Origin of the sequence: Marinobacter sp. SS8-8 (assembly GCF_030540945.1) — a bacterium.
Lineage (GTDB): Bacteria > Pseudomonadota > Gammaproteobacteria > Pseudomonadales > Oleiphilaceae > Marinobacter.
In genome coordinates this window covers 1-16370 of record NZ_JASSVN010000025.1, presented here as the reverse complement: position 1 = coordinate 16370, position 16370 = coordinate 1, and the positions used below count along the sequence as shown (strand labels likewise).

The 16370-nt window shown below is 56.7% G+C and carries 12 protein-coding genes and 5 tRNA genes; all 17 read right to left on the bottom strand.

Annotated features, from left to right (window positions below):
* Window positions 1–25: 25 nt before the first annotated feature.
* Window positions 26–4240 carry a DNA-directed RNA polymerase subunit beta' gene (gene rpoC / locus QPL96_RS17765; RefSeq protein WP_303288649.1) on the bottom strand — a complete coding sequence of 1405 codons (4215 nt, stop codon included), beginning with the start codon at window positions 4238–4240 and terminating at the stop codon, window positions 26–28.
* Between the two features lie 76 nt (window positions 4241–4316).
* Window positions 4317–8396, bottom strand: coding sequence for a DNA-directed RNA polymerase subunit beta (gene rpoB / locus QPL96_RS17760; RefSeq protein WP_303288648.1), 4080 nt, complete (start codon window positions 8394–8396; stop codon window positions 4317–4319).
* Between the two features lie 241 nt (window positions 8397–8637).
* Complete coding sequence (gene rplL / locus QPL96_RS17755) at window positions 8638–9015, bottom strand: 50S ribosomal protein L7/L12 (protein WP_303288647.1); 378 nt, start codon at window positions 9013–9015, stop codon at window positions 8638–8640.
* Window positions 9016–9055: 40 nt separating this feature from the next.
* Window positions 9056–9586: a 50S ribosomal protein L10 gene (gene rplJ, locus QPL96_RS17750; RefSeq protein WP_064228578.1), complete on the bottom strand. Its 531-nt coding sequence runs from the start codon at window positions 9584–9586 to the stop codon at window positions 9056–9058.
* 225 nt (window positions 9587–9811) lie between these two features.
* A complete protein-coding gene (gene rplA / locus QPL96_RS17745; protein WP_303288646.1) occupies window positions 9812–10510 on the bottom strand; it encodes a 50S ribosomal protein L1 in 699 nt (232 codons plus the stop codon).
* 1 nt (window position 10511) lies between these two features.
* Window positions 10512–10943, bottom strand: a complete 432-nt coding sequence (gene rplK / locus QPL96_RS17740) for a 50S ribosomal protein L11 (protein WP_048497730.1) — start codon at window positions 10941–10943, stop codon at window positions 10512–10514.
* A gap of 140 nt (window positions 10944–11083) precedes the next feature.
* A complete protein-coding gene (gene nusG / locus QPL96_RS17735; protein ID WP_303288645.1) occupies window positions 11084–11617 on the bottom strand; it encodes a transcription termination/antitermination protein NusG in 534 nt (177 codons plus the stop codon).
* 12 nt (window positions 11618–11629) lie between these two features.
* Window positions 11630–11998: a preprotein translocase subunit SecE gene (gene secE, locus QPL96_RS17730; protein ID WP_303288644.1), complete on the bottom strand. Its 369-nt coding sequence runs from the start codon at window positions 11996–11998 to the stop codon at window positions 11630–11632.
* Window positions 11999–12032: 34 nt separating this feature from the next.
* Window positions 12033–12108 (bottom strand) — tRNA-Trp (locus tag QPL96_RS17725).
* A gap of 37 nt (window positions 12109–12145) precedes the next feature.
* Window positions 12146–13342, bottom strand: a complete 1197-nt coding sequence (gene tuf, locus QPL96_RS17720) for an elongation factor Tu (RefSeq protein ID WP_303288643.1) — start codon at window positions 13340–13342, stop codon at window positions 12146–12148.
* A gap of 51 nt (window positions 13343–13393) precedes the next feature.
* Window positions 13394–13469, bottom strand: a tRNA-Thr gene (locus QPL96_RS17715).
* A gap of 13 nt (window positions 13470–13482) precedes the next feature.
* Window positions 13483–13557: transfer RNA gene (locus QPL96_RS17710), tRNA-Gly, on the bottom strand.
* Between the two features lie 10 nt (window positions 13558–13567).
* Window positions 13568–13652 (bottom strand) — tRNA-Tyr (locus QPL96_RS17705).
* A gap of 40 nt (window positions 13653–13692) precedes the next feature.
* Window positions 13693–13768: transfer RNA gene (locus QPL96_RS17700), tRNA-Thr, on the bottom strand.
* A 31-nt stretch (window positions 13769–13799) separates the two neighbouring features.
* Window positions 13800–14474, bottom strand: a complete 675-nt coding sequence (locus QPL96_RS17695; RefSeq protein ID WP_303288642.1) for a hypothetical protein — start codon at window positions 14472–14474, stop codon at window positions 13800–13802.
* A complete protein-coding gene (locus QPL96_RS17690; protein ID WP_303288641.1) occupies window positions 14474–15205 on the bottom strand; it encodes a type III pantothenate kinase in 732 nt (243 codons plus the stop codon). Before QPL96_RS17690 ends, QPL96_RS17695 begins: the two co-directional genes overlap by 1 nt.
* Window positions 15202–16167 carry a biotin--[acetyl-CoA-carboxylase] ligase gene (locus QPL96_RS17685; RefSeq protein WP_303288640.1) on the bottom strand — a complete coding sequence of 322 codons (966 nt, stop codon included), beginning with the start codon at window positions 16165–16167 and terminating at the stop codon, window positions 15202–15204. The genes QPL96_RS17690 and QPL96_RS17685 overlap by 4 nt, the downstream gene beginning before the upstream one ends.
* Window positions 16168–16370: the final 203 nt, after the last annotated feature.

Below are 16370 nucleotides of genomic sequence, written 5' to 3'. Positions count from 1 at the left end.
CCCGGAGGCGGCACACCGGCCCAACTCAGCTTTCGCGATTGAGCTCGGCGCTCAGAGCTTCTTCCACGTCTGCCGCAGTAACGCCCTGCGCTTCCAGTTCGCGCTTGCGACGACGCTCGGCGTGGTAGGCCAGGCCGGTACCTGCCGGAATCAGCCGGCCAACCACAACGTTTTCTTTCAGGCCCCGGAGGTAATCCCGCTTACCGGTAACCGCACCTTCGGTGAGTACCCGGGTGGTTTCCTGGAACGACGCCGCTGAAATGAAGGACTCGGTGGCCAGGGACGCCTTGGTGATCCCCAGCAGCAGACGCTCGAACCGCGCCGGCTCCTTGTCTGCCACCTCGGCCTTCTCGTTTTCTTCCAGCACCTGGGTGATTTCCACCTGATCGCCGGACAGCAGGGTCGTATCGCCCGGATCGGTAATTTCGACCTTGCGCAGCATCTGCCTGACGATAACCTCAATGTGTTTATCGTTGATGACAACGCCCTGCAGACGGTACACGTCCTGGATCTCGTTGGTGATGTATTTGGCAAGCGCGACAACACCCAGCAGGCGCAGGATGTCATGCGGGTTGGACGGGCCATCGGAAATCACTTCACCCTTTTCAACCGTCTCGCCTTCAAACACGTTCATCTGACGATGCTTCGGAATAAGCACTTCGTAGGCATCGCCATCCTTCGGCGTAATCACCAGACGCTTCTTACCCTTGGTTTCCTTACCGAAGGACACTATGCCGCTAATCTCTGCAAGGATGGAAGACTCTTTCGGGCGACGGGCCTCGAACAGATCGGCAACCCGCGGCAGACCACCGGTGATATCCCGTGTCTTGGAGCTTTCCTGCGGAATCCGGGCAACCACGTCACCAAGCTCGATCTTGGCGCCATTGGCCATGGTCACCAGGGCGTTCGCGGGCAGGAAGAAGATTGCCGTGCCACCCCCTGGCAGCTCCACCTCTTCTCCCGTGGCGTCGATCAACTGGATCGCCGGACGAATATCCTTCCCCGCCGCAGGGCGCTCTTTCGGATCGATGACCTCCATGGTGGACAGGCCGGTCAGTTCGTCGGTCTGGGTGCGGACGGTAATGCCCTGATCCATGTTGACGAACTTGGCGGTACCTTCGGCTTCGGCGATGATCGGGTGGGTGTGTGGATCCCACTTGGCCACCGCAACACCCGCTTCAACCGTGTCACCGTGCTTCACGGACAGCACGGCACCGTAGGGCAGCTTGTACCACTCACGTTCACGCCCCTGATCATCCGCGATGGCCAGTGCAGAGGAACGGGATACGACGACAAGAGAACCGTCGCTCTTTTCAATCGATTTCAGGTTATGCAGGCGTACTGTACCGCCATGCTTGACCTGGATGTTGTCAACGGCCGATGCCCGGCTCGCAGCACCACCAATGTGGAAGGTCCGCATAGTGAGCTGGGTACCCGGCTCACCGATGGACTGGGCAGCAATAACACCTACGGCCTCGCCAACGTTCACCCGGTGGCCACGGGCCAGATCACGACCGTAGCACTTCGAGCAGATGCCGTGACGGGTCTCACAGGTAATTGCAGAACGAACCCAGACTTCGTCAACACCGGCCTGTTCAAGGGCTTCAACCGCTTTCTCGTCCAGCAGGGTGCCCGCCGCAACAACGGCGTTGTCCTTGTCTGTCGGAGTAAATGCATCACGGGCAGTAACACGCCCCAGCACGCGGTCACCCAGAGGCACAACAACGTCGCCGCCTTCGATATGCGGCGTCATCAGCAGGCCTTCGTCAGTACCGCAATCGTCCTCGGTAACAACCAGATCCTGGGAAACGTCAACCAGACGACGGGTCAGGTAACCCGAGTTCGCTGTCTTCAGTGCGGTATCCGCCAAACCTTTCCGGGCACCGTGAGTTGAAATGAAGTACTGGAGTACGTTCAGACCCTCACGGAAGTTCGCGGTGATCGGCGTTTCGATGATGGAGCCATCGGGCTTGGCCATCAGGCCACGCATACCGGCCAACTGACGAATCTGGGCCGCGGAGCCCCGGGCACCGGAATCGGCCATCATGTACACGGAGTTGAACGACTCCTGCATTTCATACTCGCCGTCTTCGCCCTTGACAGGCTGCCCATCAGGACCGATTACCTGCTCCCTGGAAAGACGCTCCATCATGGCCTTGGACACTTTATCGTTGGCACGGGACCAGATATCGATCACCTTGTTGTACTTCTCGCCCTGGGTCAGCAGACCGGACGCGTACTGGGTTTCGATATCCTTTACCTCGGCGGATGCCGCATCAACCAGCTCGTACTTCTCCGGCGGAATCTCGAAATCGTTGAAACCGATTGAGATACCGGACACGGTGGCGTAGTGATAACCCATGTACATCAGTTGGTCCGCAAAGATAACGGTATCCTTCAGACCGGCATCACGGTAGCAGGTGTTGATCAGGTTGGAGATCGCCTTCTTGACCATGGGCTTGTTCACCAGGTCGTAAGACAGGCCGTCCGGCACGATATCAAACAGCAGCGCGCGACCGACCGTGGTATCAACGATCCTGTACTCTTCGGTGCGCGAACCGTCCTCGGCAATCGCAACTTCTTTCACCCGAACCTTGACAACAGCCTGAAGATCAACCTTGCCGGCACCGTAGGCCCGGTGCGCCTCTTTGACGTCGGAGAACACCATACCTTCACCGAGGGCGCTCTTGCGCTCACGGGTCATGTAGTACAGACCAAGCACCACATCCTGGGACGGCACAATGATTGGCTCGCCGTTGGCCGGCGACAGCACGTTGTTGGTGGACATCATCAACGCACGGGCTTCGAGCTGGGCCTCTATGGTCAGCGGTACGTGTACCGCCATCTGGTCACCGTCGAAGTCGGCGTTGTAAGCCGCACACACCAGCGGGTGCAGCTGGATCGCCTTGCCTTCGATCAGCACCGGCTCGAACGCCTGGATACCCAGACGATGCAGGGTCGGCGCACGGTTCAGCATGATCGGATGCTCGCGGATGACCTCGTCCAGGATATCCCAGACCACGCCTTCCTCGCGCTCGACCATCTTCTTGGCGGCCTTGATGGTGGTCGCCAGGCCACGGTGCTCGAGCTTGGAGAAAATAAACGGCTTGAACAGTTCCAGCGCCATTTTCTTCGGAAGGCCACACTGGTGCAGGCGCAGGTACGGACCAACCACGATCACGGAACGACCGGAGTAGTCCACACGCTTGCCCAGCAGGTTCTGACGGAACCGGCCCTGCTTGCCCTTGATCATATCGGCCAGGGACTTCAGTGGGCGCTTGTTGGTGCCGGTGATGGCCCGGCCACGACGGCCGTTGTCCAGCAGCGCGTCCACGGCTTCCTGCAGCATCCGCTTCTCGTTGCGCACGATGATGTCCGGAGCATTGAGCTCCAGCAAGCGCTTGAGGCGGTTGTTCCGGTTAATTACCCGGCGGTACAGGTCGTTCAGGTCTGACGTCGCAAACCGACCGCCGTCCAACGGCACCAGCGGCCGCAGATCCGGCGGCAGAACCGGCAGCACGGTCATGACCATGTCGCCAGGCTTGTTGCCGGAGTAAAGGAAGGCCTCGAGAATCTTCAGACGCTTGCTGAACTTCTTGATCTTGGTTTCGGAGTTGGTCTGCGGGATTTCTTCACGCAGCGCATCAACCTCTTCCTGCAGGTCGATACCTTCCAACAGCTCCTTGACCGCTTCAGCCCCCATACGGGCGTCGAACTCGTCACCGAATTCTTCCAGGGCTTCGTAGTACTGCTCGTCGTTCAGCAACTGCCCCTTCTCCAGGGTGGTCATCCCCGGATCGATCACAATAAAGGATTCGAAGTACAGGACCCGCTCAATGTCACGCAGCGTCATGTCCAGCATCAGGCCAATACGGGACGGCAGTGACTTCAGGAACCAGATGTGTGCCACCGGGCTGGCGAGCTCAATGTGGCCCATGCGCTCACGACGCACACTGGCCAGGGCCACCTCAACGCCACACTTCTCGCAGATGACACCGCGGTGCTTCAGGCGCTTGTACTTGCCACACAGGCACTCATAGTCCTTGATCGGGCCGAAGATCTTGGCACAGAAAAGACCGTCACGCTCCGGCTTGAAGGTACGGTAGTTAATGGTCTCAGGCTTCTTCACTTCGCCAAAGGACCAGGAACGGATCATATCAGGCGACGCCAGGCCAATACGGATGGCGTCGAATTCCTTGCTTTGGTTCTGGCTCTTGAGAAGATTCAGCAAATCTTTCATCAGTAAAAGCTCCGGATGGCGTTAATCTCGGGCGGGCACAGGTTGTGCCCGCTCACGCTGCCAAAAACAATTCGGCTCACTCGGATTCCAGCTCGATGTCGATACCCAGCGAGCGGATCTCCTTGACAAGAACGTTGAAGGACTCGGGCATGCCCGGCTCCATACGATGGTCTCCATCGACAATGTTCTTGTACATCTTGGTCCGACCGTTCACGTCATCAGACTTGACGGTGAGCATCTCCTGCAGCGTATAGGCTGCACCGTAGGCCTCAAGGGCCCACACTTCCATCTCACCGAAGCGCTGGCCACCGAACTGAGCCTTGCCACCCAGCGGCTGCTGGGTAACCAGGCTGTAGGAACCGGTGGAACGAGCGTGCATCTTGTCATCGATCAGGTGGTTCAGCTTCAGGATGTACATGTAACCAACCGTCACAGGGCGATCAAAGGCATCACCGGTACGACCATCGTAAAGCCTGGTCTGGCCGGTGGTGCTCATTCCCGCCAACTCAAGCATGCGCTTGACCTCGGCCTCCTTGGCACCGTCGAACACCGGCGTTGCCATGGGAACGCCGCCACGGAGGTTATGGCACATCTCCAGGATTTCCTTGTCAGACAGGGAATCCAGGTCCACCTTGAACACTTCGTCCGAATGATTGTAGATCTCATCCAGCAGCTTGCGTAATTCCGCCACCTTGCGCTGCTCATCCAACATTTGGCTGATTCGCTCACCCAGACCCTTGGCCGCCGCCCCCAGATGGGTCTCAAGCACCTGGCCTACGTTCATCCGCGAAGGGACACCCAGCGGATTCAGAACAACATCAACCGTATTGCCGTGTTCGTCGTAAGGCATGTCTTCAATCGGCATAACCGAAGAAATAACACCCTTGTTACCGTGACGGCCGGCCATCTTGTCACCCGGCTGGATGCGGCGCTTGATCGCCAGGTACACCTTGACAATTTTCAGCACGCCCGGGGCAAGGTCATCACCCTGCTGGAGCTTGCCTTTCTTGTCATCAAAGCGAGCTTCGTGCTCTTTTTTGCGATCTTCCAGGCCCTGCTCGGATTTCTCCAACAGCTCGTTCAGGCTCTCGTCTTTCATCCGGAGCTTGAACCAGTCGGAACGCGGCAGCTCAGCCAGGTAGCCCTCATCAAGAGTTGCGCCTTTTTTCAGGCCCGGACCACTGATCACTACCTGGCCTTTCAGGGCGCTCATGAGACGCTCGAAAGTAGCCCCCTCAACAATGCGGTATTCGTCTTTCAGATCCTTGCGGTACTGGTCCAGTTGCTCTTTCTCAATGGACTGGGCACGCTGGTCCTTCTCGATACCGTCGCGGGTAAATACCTGAACATCAATGACCGTACCGCGGGTACCGGTCGGCACCCGTGAGGAAGTGTCCTTAACATCGGACGCCTTCTCACCGAAGATGGCACGCAGCAGCTTTTCCTCTGGCGTCAGTTGGGTTTCACCCTTCGGTGTCACCTTGCCAACCAGGATATCGCCCGGCCCTACTTCCGCACCGATGTACACAATGCCGGACTCGTCGAGCTTCGACAGCGCACTCTCACCAACGTTCGGAATATCCGCGGTGATTTCTTCGCTGCCCAACTTGGTGTCCCGGGCCACACAGGTCAGTTCCTGAATGTGAATGGTGGTCAGGCGGTCTTCCTGAACCACTTTCTCGGAGATGAGGATGGAGTCCTCGAAGTTGTAACCGTTCCAGGGCATGAACGCGATGCGCATGTTCTGCCCCAGCGCCAGCTCACCCAGATCCACGGACGGACCATCAGCCAACACGTCACCGCGGGCAATGACATCACCCTGACGCACGATGGAGCGCTGGTTAATGCAGGTGTTCTGGTTCGAACGGGTGTACTTGGTGAGATTGTAGATATCCACACCGGCATCACCCGCTTCGGTTTCCTCGTTGTTAACACGGACCACGATACGGGCCGCGTCAACACTCTCGATAACGCCACCGCGACGGGCCGTTACACAGACACCGGAATCCTGGGCCACCGTGCGCTCAACACCGGTACCAACCAGCGGCACCTGTGAACGCAGGGTCGGGACCGCCTGACGCTGCATGTTTGCACCCATCAGTGCGCGGTTGGCGTCGTCGTGCTCCAGGAACGGAATCAGTGACGCCGCCACCGACACCACTTGGCGCGGAGACACGTCCATGAAGTTGACGCTTTCCGGCGGGGTGACGGTGAACTCGTTCTGGTGACGCACGGTAACCAGCTCATCGGTCAGGCGCTTGGTCTTCTCATCCATGGCCGCGCTGGCCTGGGCGATGACGTAGTTGCTTTCCTCGATGGCGGACAGATACACCACCTCGTCGGTAACCACGCCGTTCTCGACCTTCCGGTACGGACTCTCCAGGAAGCCGTAGGAGTTGGAACGAGCGTAAGTCGCCAGCGAGTTGATCAGGCCGATGTTGGGACCTTCCGGTGTCTCGATCGGGCACACGCGGCCATAATGGGTCGGGTGTACGTCACGAACTTCAAAGCCCGCACGCTCACGGGTCAGACCACCTGGCCCAAGAGCCGAGATACGCCGCTTGTGGGTTACTTCCGAAAGCGGGTTGTTCTGGTCCATGAACTGGGACAACTGGCTGGAACCAAAAAACTCCTTAACCGCTGCCGCCACTGGCTTGGCATTGATCAGGTCCTGAGGCATCAGGCCCTCACTTTCCGCCAGACTCAGACGCTCGCGAACCGCGCGCTCAACCCGAACGAGACCCACACGGAACTGGTTCTCGGCCATTTCACCGACGCAGCGAACACGACGGTTACCCAGGTTATCGATGTCATCCACATTGCCCTGGCCGTTACGGATATCGATCAGGGTCTTGAGGACATCGATGATGTCTTCGTGGGTCAGGGTGCCTTCACCGGTGCTTTCCTCGCGGCGCAGACGACGGTTGAGCTTCATGCGGCCAACCGCTGACAGGTCATATCGCTCTTCGGAGAAGAACAGGTTATTGAACAGGTTCTCAGCCGACTCTTTGGTGGGCGGCTCGCCCGGGCGCATCATCCGGTATATCTCGACCAGCGCTTCCAGCGGCGTGCGGGTCGGATCGATGCGCAGGGTGTCGGACATGAACGGACCGCAATCCAGGTCGTTGGTGTAAAGGGTTTCGATATCCTTCACGCCGGCGTCGAGAATCTTGGCAACCAGTTCTTCGGTCAGCTCGGAGTTACATTCCACCAGGACTTCACCGGACGCCTGATCGATCATATCCTTGGCCAGTACTCGGCCGTAAAGGTACTCAGTCGGTACCTCGAGCTCGTTGATGCCGGCTTTTTCCAGTTGCTTAATGTGACGGGCGGTAATCCGGCGGCCTTCCTCGACAATCACGTTGCCGTCATTGCCCTTGATATCGAAGGTCGCAATGTCGCCACGCAGACGGCTCGGCACCAGCTCCAGCTTGCACACTTCCGCGCCCAGGCTGAACTTGCTGGTCTCGAAGAACATCTCGAGCATCTGCTCGGAGGTATAGCCAAGTGCCCGCAGCAGAATAGATGCCGGCAGTTTGCGACGGCGGTCGATACGAACGAACACAGAGTCCTTCGGATCGAACTCGAAGTCCAGCCAAGAACCACGGTAAGGAATCACCCTGGCAGAATACAGCAGCTTGCCTGAGGAATGGGTTTTGCCCTTGTCGTGATCGAAGAACACACCCGGAGACCGGTGGAGCTGGGAAACAATAACGCGCTCGGTACCGTTGATAACGAAGGTACCGTTCTCGGTCATCAGGGGCATTTCGCCCATGTAGACTTCCTGCTCCTTAATGTCCTTGATCGCCTTGTTGGAGGATTCCTTATCGTAAATGATAAGGCGGACCTTCACCCGCAGCGGCGCTGCATAGGTTACGCCCCTAAGCTGGCATTCCTTGACATCAAAAACCGGCTCGCCAATACGGTAGCTCACGTATTCGAGCGCGGCATTGCCAGAGTAACTGACAATCGGAAATACGGATTTGAATGCTGCGTGAAGACCGGTTTCCCGGCGGTCTTCAGGAGCGGCTTCCATTTGCAGGAAGTCCCGGAACGAATCCAGCTGAATAGACAGCAAATAGGGGACGTCCATCACGGAAGGCAATTTACTAAAATCTTTGCGAATCCGCTTTTTCTCAGTGTAGGAGTAAGTCATCTGCATTCCCCAGCTTTAGACCTGATACCTGGTATCAAGAAGCAACCAATGTTCTGCTTCGGGGCCGAATTGCTCGGCTTATCGCGCCGTCTTGAACAAGACTCTGGCTGTAGGTTATCGATCTGACATCAACCTGCAATTGCTCACCAGACTCTATAGCATATACAACAGAAAAAGGCCGGTGGCCCAAAGCCACCAGCCTGTCCATGCTTATCGCACGGTTTCGATCAACAGCCGGCTCTTACTTGAGCTCAACAGAAGCGCCTGCTTCCTCGAGCTTCTTCTTGGCTGCTTCAGCGTCGCCTTTGCTAGCTGCTTCCTTGATAACGGAAGGCGCGCTGTCAACCATTTCCTTGGCTTCTTTCAGACCCAGGCCGGTCAGTTCACGAACGGCCTTGATTACGTTTACTTTCTTCTCACCAGGACCGGTAAGTACAACGTCAAACTCGGTCTGCTCTTCCGCGGCGGCTTCGCCACCAGCAGCAGCGGCCGGCGCAGCAGCAACTGCAGCAGCGGCAGACACACCGAATTTTTCTTCCATTGCTTCAACCAGCGCAACAACGTCCATTACGCTCATTTCAGCGATTGCGTTCAAAATGTCTTCGTTAGACAGAGCCATGACTTTCTCCCAAAAATATAAAAAATGGTGTTCAACAGAATCAAGCAGCTTCTTGCTTCTGGTCGCGAACTGCCGCTACAGCACGAGTCACCTTCGAAGGAACTTCGTTCAGTGTCCGTGCCAGCTTGGTGATCGGTGCCTGTGTTACAGCGGCCAGCATTGTCAGCGCTTCGTGACGTGTTGGCAGCTTGGCAAGACGGTCGATCTGGTCTGCACCCATCAGCTCTCCGCCGACGGCCAGTCCCTTAATCTCGAACGCTTCTTTCTCTTTGGCAAAATCCTTCAGCAGACGCGCTGCCGCGCCCGGATCTTCCATAGAGAATGCCAGAATGGTCGGGCCGACCAGGGCTTCGTCAATGCACTCGAACTCGGTACCGCGAATCGCGATCTTCGCCAGGTTGTTACGAACAACCTTCAGACGCACGTTTTCGGCACGAGCCTTGGCACGAAGCGCCGTCATGTCACCAGAGGTCACACCACGGTAGTCAGCCATCACCACAGACAGAGCACCACCGGCAGTCTCGTTGACTTCAGCGACGATCGCTTTCTTGTCTTCGAGTCTAATTGCCACTGGATTTCTCCTCGATTTCGCCGGGCATTCCCGGCAAACCCACATATACCCCTCACGGGGCTCCTAACGGTGTTTGGGTTCAGAGAGAACGTCTTCACACCGTCTGCGCAGGCGTTGCTTTAACCCTTCCAGCACTTCCAGTCAGACCGGAAGTGCTTCGGGGGCCTGCGGTCTTTGACAGCCTTGGCTTCCGCCCAGACTACAAAGTAACCACCGATCAAAGGATCAAATAGCGAGACCGCTCTGATCGATAGTCAGGCCAGGACCCATAGTCGAGGAAATGGTGATCTTCTTGAGATACACGCCTTTCGCCGACGAGGGCTTGGCCTTTTTCAGATCTGCCACCAGAGCTTCAAGGTTTTCCTTGATATTCTGGGCAGAGAATTCAACGTTACCCAGCGGAGCATGGATAATGCCGTTCTTGTCGGTGCGGTAACGAACCTGACCGGCCTTGGCGTTTTTGACCGCAGTCTCAACGTCAGGAGTCACAGTACCCACCTTCGGGTTCGGCATCAGGCCACGGGGGCCGAGAATCTGGCCAAGCTGACCAACGACACGCATGGCGTCCGGAGTGGCGATAACCACGTCGAAGTCCATGTTGCCCTTTTTAACTTCGTCCGCCAGATCGTCCATACCGACAATGTCTGCACCGGCAGCTGTCGCTTTCTCGGCATTGGCGCCCTGGGTAAAGACGGCCACCCGGACAGTCTTACCGGTGCCGTGTGGCAGAACAGTGCTGCTACGAACCACCTGATCGGATTTACGTGCATCAACGCCCAGGTTTACAGCCACGTCTAGTGACTCTTTGAACTTCACGCTCTGACCCAGCTCGACCAGCAGCGCAACTGCTTCGTCAACAGAGTAGGAGCGGGTAGAGTCTACCTTTTCACGAATAAGCTTCTGACGCTTGCTCAGCTTTGCCATGTTACAGGCCCTCCACGTTCAGGCCCATGCTGCGGGCTGTTCCTGCAATGGTACGTACCGCTGCGTCCATATCGGCAGCAGTCAGATCCGGCTCTTTGGTCTTGGCAATTTCTTCAAGCTGCTCACGGGTCACGGTACCCACCTTGTCGGTATTCGGACGACCAGAGCCACTCTTGATGCCAGCGGCCTTCTTGAGAAGAACCGGAGCAGGCGGAGTCTTGGTGATAAAGGTAAAGCTGCGGTCACTGTAGACCGTGATAACAGTAGGAATCGGCAGGCCCGGCTCCATATCCTGGGTCTTTGCGTTAAACGCCTTACAGAACTCCATGATGTTTACGCCACGCTGACCCAGTGCGGGGCCAACGGGGGGACTTGGATTGGCCTTACCGGCAGCAACCTGAAGCTTGATATAGGCTTCGATCTTCTTAGCCATGATACATCTCCTGTGGGTTCAGACGCCTTTCGGCTCCCCTTTAGCAACAATTAATAACCACTGAAAAAACAACCGCAAAAGGCAGACACAAAAAGCCCGCGTCGCCACAGCGCGCGAGCTTTCAGCTTTCGTATTGCCGATCAGTCTTTCTCAACCTGCCCAAACTCCAGCTCTACCGGAGTTGAACGGCCGAAGATCAAAACGGCAACCTTGACACGACTCTTGTCGTAATCAACTTCCTCTACAACACCATTGAAGTCAGCGAAAGGCCCTTCAACAACACGAACAACCTCACCTGGCTCAAACAAAGTCTTGGGCTTGGGCTTGTCCGCACCACTCTCGACACGACGCAGAATTGCCTCCGCCTCTTTCTCGGTGATGGGTGCCGGTTTATCCTTGGTACCACCAATAAAACCCAGAACCCGTGGCGTATTTTTTACAAGGTGCCACGTTGCGTCATCCATTTCCATCTGGACCAGTACGTACCCGGGATAGAATTTGCGCTCACTTTTGCGCTTCTTCCCTTCACGCATCTCGACAACTTCCTCGGTCGGAACCAGGATTTCGCCGAACCTGTCTTCCATGCCTTCAAGAGAAACACGCTCTTTCAGGGTGCGCATTACCTGCTTTTCAAAGCCAGAATACGCATGAACGACGTACCAGCGCTTAGCCATTGCCCACTCCTGTTAACCGATAAACCCGGCGACCAGCAAGCTGATCAGCGAATCCATACCCCACAACAACAGCGCAACGACCAGCACAAACACCACAACAATTGCAGTTGTCTGAACCAATTCGGGCCTGGTGGGCCATACCACTTTCCGGATCTCCACCCTCGCTTCCTTCAGCAGCGTCGCAAAACGACGACCACGATCCGTTTGAAGGGCGACAAGCGCCGCAACAATCGCGAGACCTACAAGAGCCAGAACCCGATACAGCAGAGACTCGGCACTATAATACTGATTCCCCACCACACCGATGGCGATCAGAACGAAAACAACCAGCCACTTCAGGGAATCGAAACGGCTGGTTGACTGAACGGCTTTTGACTCCATAGGAATCAACTTATGTATCCGGATGTTAAAAAAATGGCAGGCCAGGAGGGAATCGAACCCCCAACCTGCGGTTTTGGAGACCGCTGCTCTGCCAATTGAGCTACTGGCCTGCACCGAAACAACTCAGCGCACTTACTCTCGAGTAACTTACTCGATGATCTTGGAGACCACGCCGGCACCAACGGTACGGCCGCCTTCGCGAATCGCGAAGCGCAGACCATCTTCCATGGCGATCGGAGCAATCAGGGTAACACTCATCTTCACGTTGTCACCCGGCATAACCATTTCCACACCTTCCGGCAGTTCACAGGAACCCGTTACGTCGGTGGTACGGAAGTAGAACTGCGGACGGTAACCCTTGAAGAACGGCGTATGACGCCCCCCCTCTTCCTTGGACAACACGTACACTTCACACTCGAACTTGGTGTGCGGCTTGATGGAGCCCGGCACACACAGAACCTGACCACGCTCAACGTCGTCACGCTTGGTTCCACGCAGCAGAACACCCACATTCTCACCAGCACGACCTTCGTCCAGCAGCTTGCGGAACATTTCAACGCCGGTACAGGTGGTCTTCACGGTATCCTTGATACCCACGATTTCCACTTCGTCACCCACCTTGACGATGCCACGCTCAACACGACCGGTTACCACCGTACCACGACCGGAGATGGAGAAGACGTCCTCAATCGGCATCAGGAACGGCTGATCAATCGCACGCTCCGGCTCAGGGATGTACTCGTCCAGGGCTTCCACCAGCTTCCTGACCGCAGTCGTACCCATCTCGTTGTCGTCTTTGCCTTCCAGCGCCATCAGCGCAGAACCGGTAATGATCGGCGTGTCGTCACCCGGGAAGTCGTACTGGCTCAGCAGATCACGAACTTCCATCTCGACCAGCTCAAGCAGCTCTTCATCGTCAACCATGTCCGCCTTGTTCAGGAACACAACGATGTAAGGCACGCCCACCTGACGGGACAGCAGGATATGCTCACGAGTCTGCGGCATGGGACCGTCCGCTGCCGAGCAAACCAGGATAGCGCCGTCCATCTGGGCCGCACCGGTGATCATGTTCTTAACATAATCCGCGTGGCCCGGGCAGTCTACGTGAGCGTAGTGACGGGCCGGGGAATCGTACTCCACGTGAGAGGTCGCAATGGTAATACCACGCGCACGCTCTTCCGGGGCGTTGTCAATCTGGTCAAACGCACGGCTCTCGCCCGTACCCCAGACTTCGTGACACACGCGCGTCAGGGCTGCTGTCAGAGTGGTCTTGCCATGATCAACGTGACCAATGGTGCCCACGTTCAAGTGCGGCTTATTACGTTCAAACTTAGACTTAGACATTCGACCAATCTCCCTAATCAACCAGGACCGTAACGTTGACCGGATAAATAATGGAGCTCATGACCGGAATTGAACCGGTGACCTCATCCTTACCAAGGATGTGCTCTACCGACTGAGCTACATGAGCACTGCAAGCAAATTGGAGCGGGCAGCGGGAATCGAACCCGCGTCATCAGCTTGGAAGGCTGAGGTAATAGCCACTATACGATGCCCGCGAGCAATTAGTGGTGGAGGGGGCAGGATTCGAACCTGCGAAGGCGATGCCGTCAGATTTACAGTCTGATCCCTTTGGCCACTCGGGAACCCCTCCGAGTCGGATTCACCTCTGCAAATCCGTCAAAACTTAAAAATGGAGCTGGCGGACGGAATCGAACCCCCGACCTGCTGATTACAAGTCAGCTGCTCTACCAACTGAGCTACGCCAGCTCACAATCGCCTCTTCAGCGAGGGCGGTATACTACGGATTTTTTTCTGGTGTTGCAACACCTTCACAAGGCCTGATCTCGACGAAATCAAAATCGTTGCCGTAATCCGTTTTCACCGCCTGAACCAGCTCCTCTGCGAGGTTCGGCTCAGCCTCAAAAGTGAGCGCGTAGCTTATCTGATTTCGGGGGAAGTTGACCAGTACCGCATTAAGATTCTGACGTTTTTTTTCTTCCAGCATGGATATTGCAGATTCCCGATGCTCGAACAGGCCGAGGGAAATGGCGTTGCGGTTCTCCCCTCCGGTTACCAGGTAGGAATCCATACCCTGTCGCTGAATATCCCGAAACTGGCGCAACGCCACCTCCCGGGGCTGAGGCGGGATAAGCACCCAGTATAAGGGAGGGAGGTTCCGGCCTTCCTCTTCAACGGTGAAAACGGCCTCGCCAACAAAAGACTGGCTGTTGATCAGTGCCCGGGCACGCTCAGCGGTGTCTATCCAGCCAAGGCGTACGCAGGACAACACAGGCGCCCCTTGAGGCGGAACCACCTTGATCTCCCCCCTCTCCGGATCTGGTGACTTCAGGCTGACCACCCTGGGGAGACTCCCACTGGCGACGTTTGCCATACCACCGGAGGGCCCAAGATAATCCGGAAGATAATAAAGCCCCAGGCTCAAAAGCAGCAGGAGTAGCGCCACCCATCGCATCAGGACGCCTCCTCATCAGCAATGGCACGGAGGCCCGCCAACACCAGATCAGGACGATGAATTCCGCACAGGCCGAGCCCGATGAGTCGATCCGCATCGCCACCGGTAACCAGAATATCGGCAAGGCCAAACACCTGTGCATCCTGAAGGATACGGACAATCATGGCGTCCGACAGCCACGCAAGTCCATGGTTAACGCATTCGCCGGTACTCTTTCCAGGCCCGGTAGCCCAAACCTGCCCAGGATCGAAGCCGATACGCGCCGCATCGGTTTTGAGGCTCCGGAACATCATCTGCAGGCCCGGGAGAATATACCCCCCGAGGTGCCGGCCGCACTGATCCACAAAATCCACAGTGACCGCACTACCCGCGTCCACAACAACAAATCCCTGCTTGTGGCCAAGCCACGCGCCATACATCGCATGCCAGCGATCAGCGCCCATCCTGTGGTAGTCGGAATAGGCATTTTGAAGCCCAGCCCGCTCCGGTTCCGACCAATAACAACGGGCAGGCACGTTGCTCAGCCCCGCCAGATAGCCGAGCAGTCTCTCGCGATTCTCCTCCGAGGCAACCGTTGAAACTGCAATCCGGCGAATACGGGATGCAAAGCCGGCAATGCCCGCTAACGGGCTTTCCCCATCCAGGGCTCCGGCACCGCTGGCTACTGTCTCCCCTGCTTCCTCGAGACACCATTTGAGCCGGGTATTACCGGCGTCAACGTAGAGCTTCATTGCATTACCCGCAAGCTGATCTCTCCGGCTCGTACCGGAACGATTCCGTCAACAGTCCGTATCTGGTAATTACCATTGTCATCAATACCGCAACCAACGCCTTCAACATCACCACCTCGCGCCCGAAGCGGCTTCCCCATAAAAATATCGCGACGCTGCCAGGGCTCACGAAAGTCCCCGAAACCCAGGTCCGAAAAAACTGGAACCACATCCAGTACTGCATCGATAATGGCGCCAGCAATCTGATTCCGTGACCACGCAATCTCGGGACACGCGCTAGCGAGACTGCTCCACGGCTGATCAACACCTTCTGCCCGGGACATGTGAACATTGAGCCCGATACCAGCGATCACCTGAACAACCCCTTCCTCAAGTTCGCCCTGCAACTCTACAAGAATGCCGCCGAGTTTGCCGCCCGGAAGAAAGATGTCATTGGGCCATTTGAGCCCAACCTCTGGCACGCCAAGCTGCTCAAGCGCGTTGGCCACGGCAACACCCAACACCAGACTCAAACCATCGAGAACGCGAAACCCACCATGGAAAGTAAGCCCCATGCTCAAGTAAAGATTTTCTCCCCGGGGGCTCTGCCAGACTCGCCCTCTGCGTCCGCGTCCGGCAGTCTGACAATCGGCGATGACTACCGGGATTTTCCCGCTCCCCATCCCGGCCTGTCTGATCACCTCGGCATTGGTTGAATCCACTTCATCGAGCAGATTCAAAGATAGCGCTTCCCTGCGCCACGGATCGAGACACTGGAGCACTGAATCCCGGTCAAGAAGGTCAACCCGGGAAACCAGTTGATATCCGCGCCCGCGAATCGTGGCAATTTCAACGCCGTCGGCCATGGCGCGACGTATCTGTTTCCAGATCGCGGTGCGACTGACACCAAGGTGAGTGGCCAGGGACTCGCCCGAGTGAACCTGACCGTCACCGAGAAGTTCTAAAAGTGCCTTGGATTTCATAGGACGCATCCAGCCATAAGATTGGGTAAGGCCGGATTAAACACCAGGGAGGCGGAAAAAACAAAATCACTTTCCCGCAGCCAATAAAAAACCCCAGCACCTGTTGGTACTGGGGTTTGGGTATTAGGCGCCTGACGATGACCTACTCTCACATGGGCAACGCCACACTACCATCGGCGCTGGTCTGTTTCACTTCTGAGTTC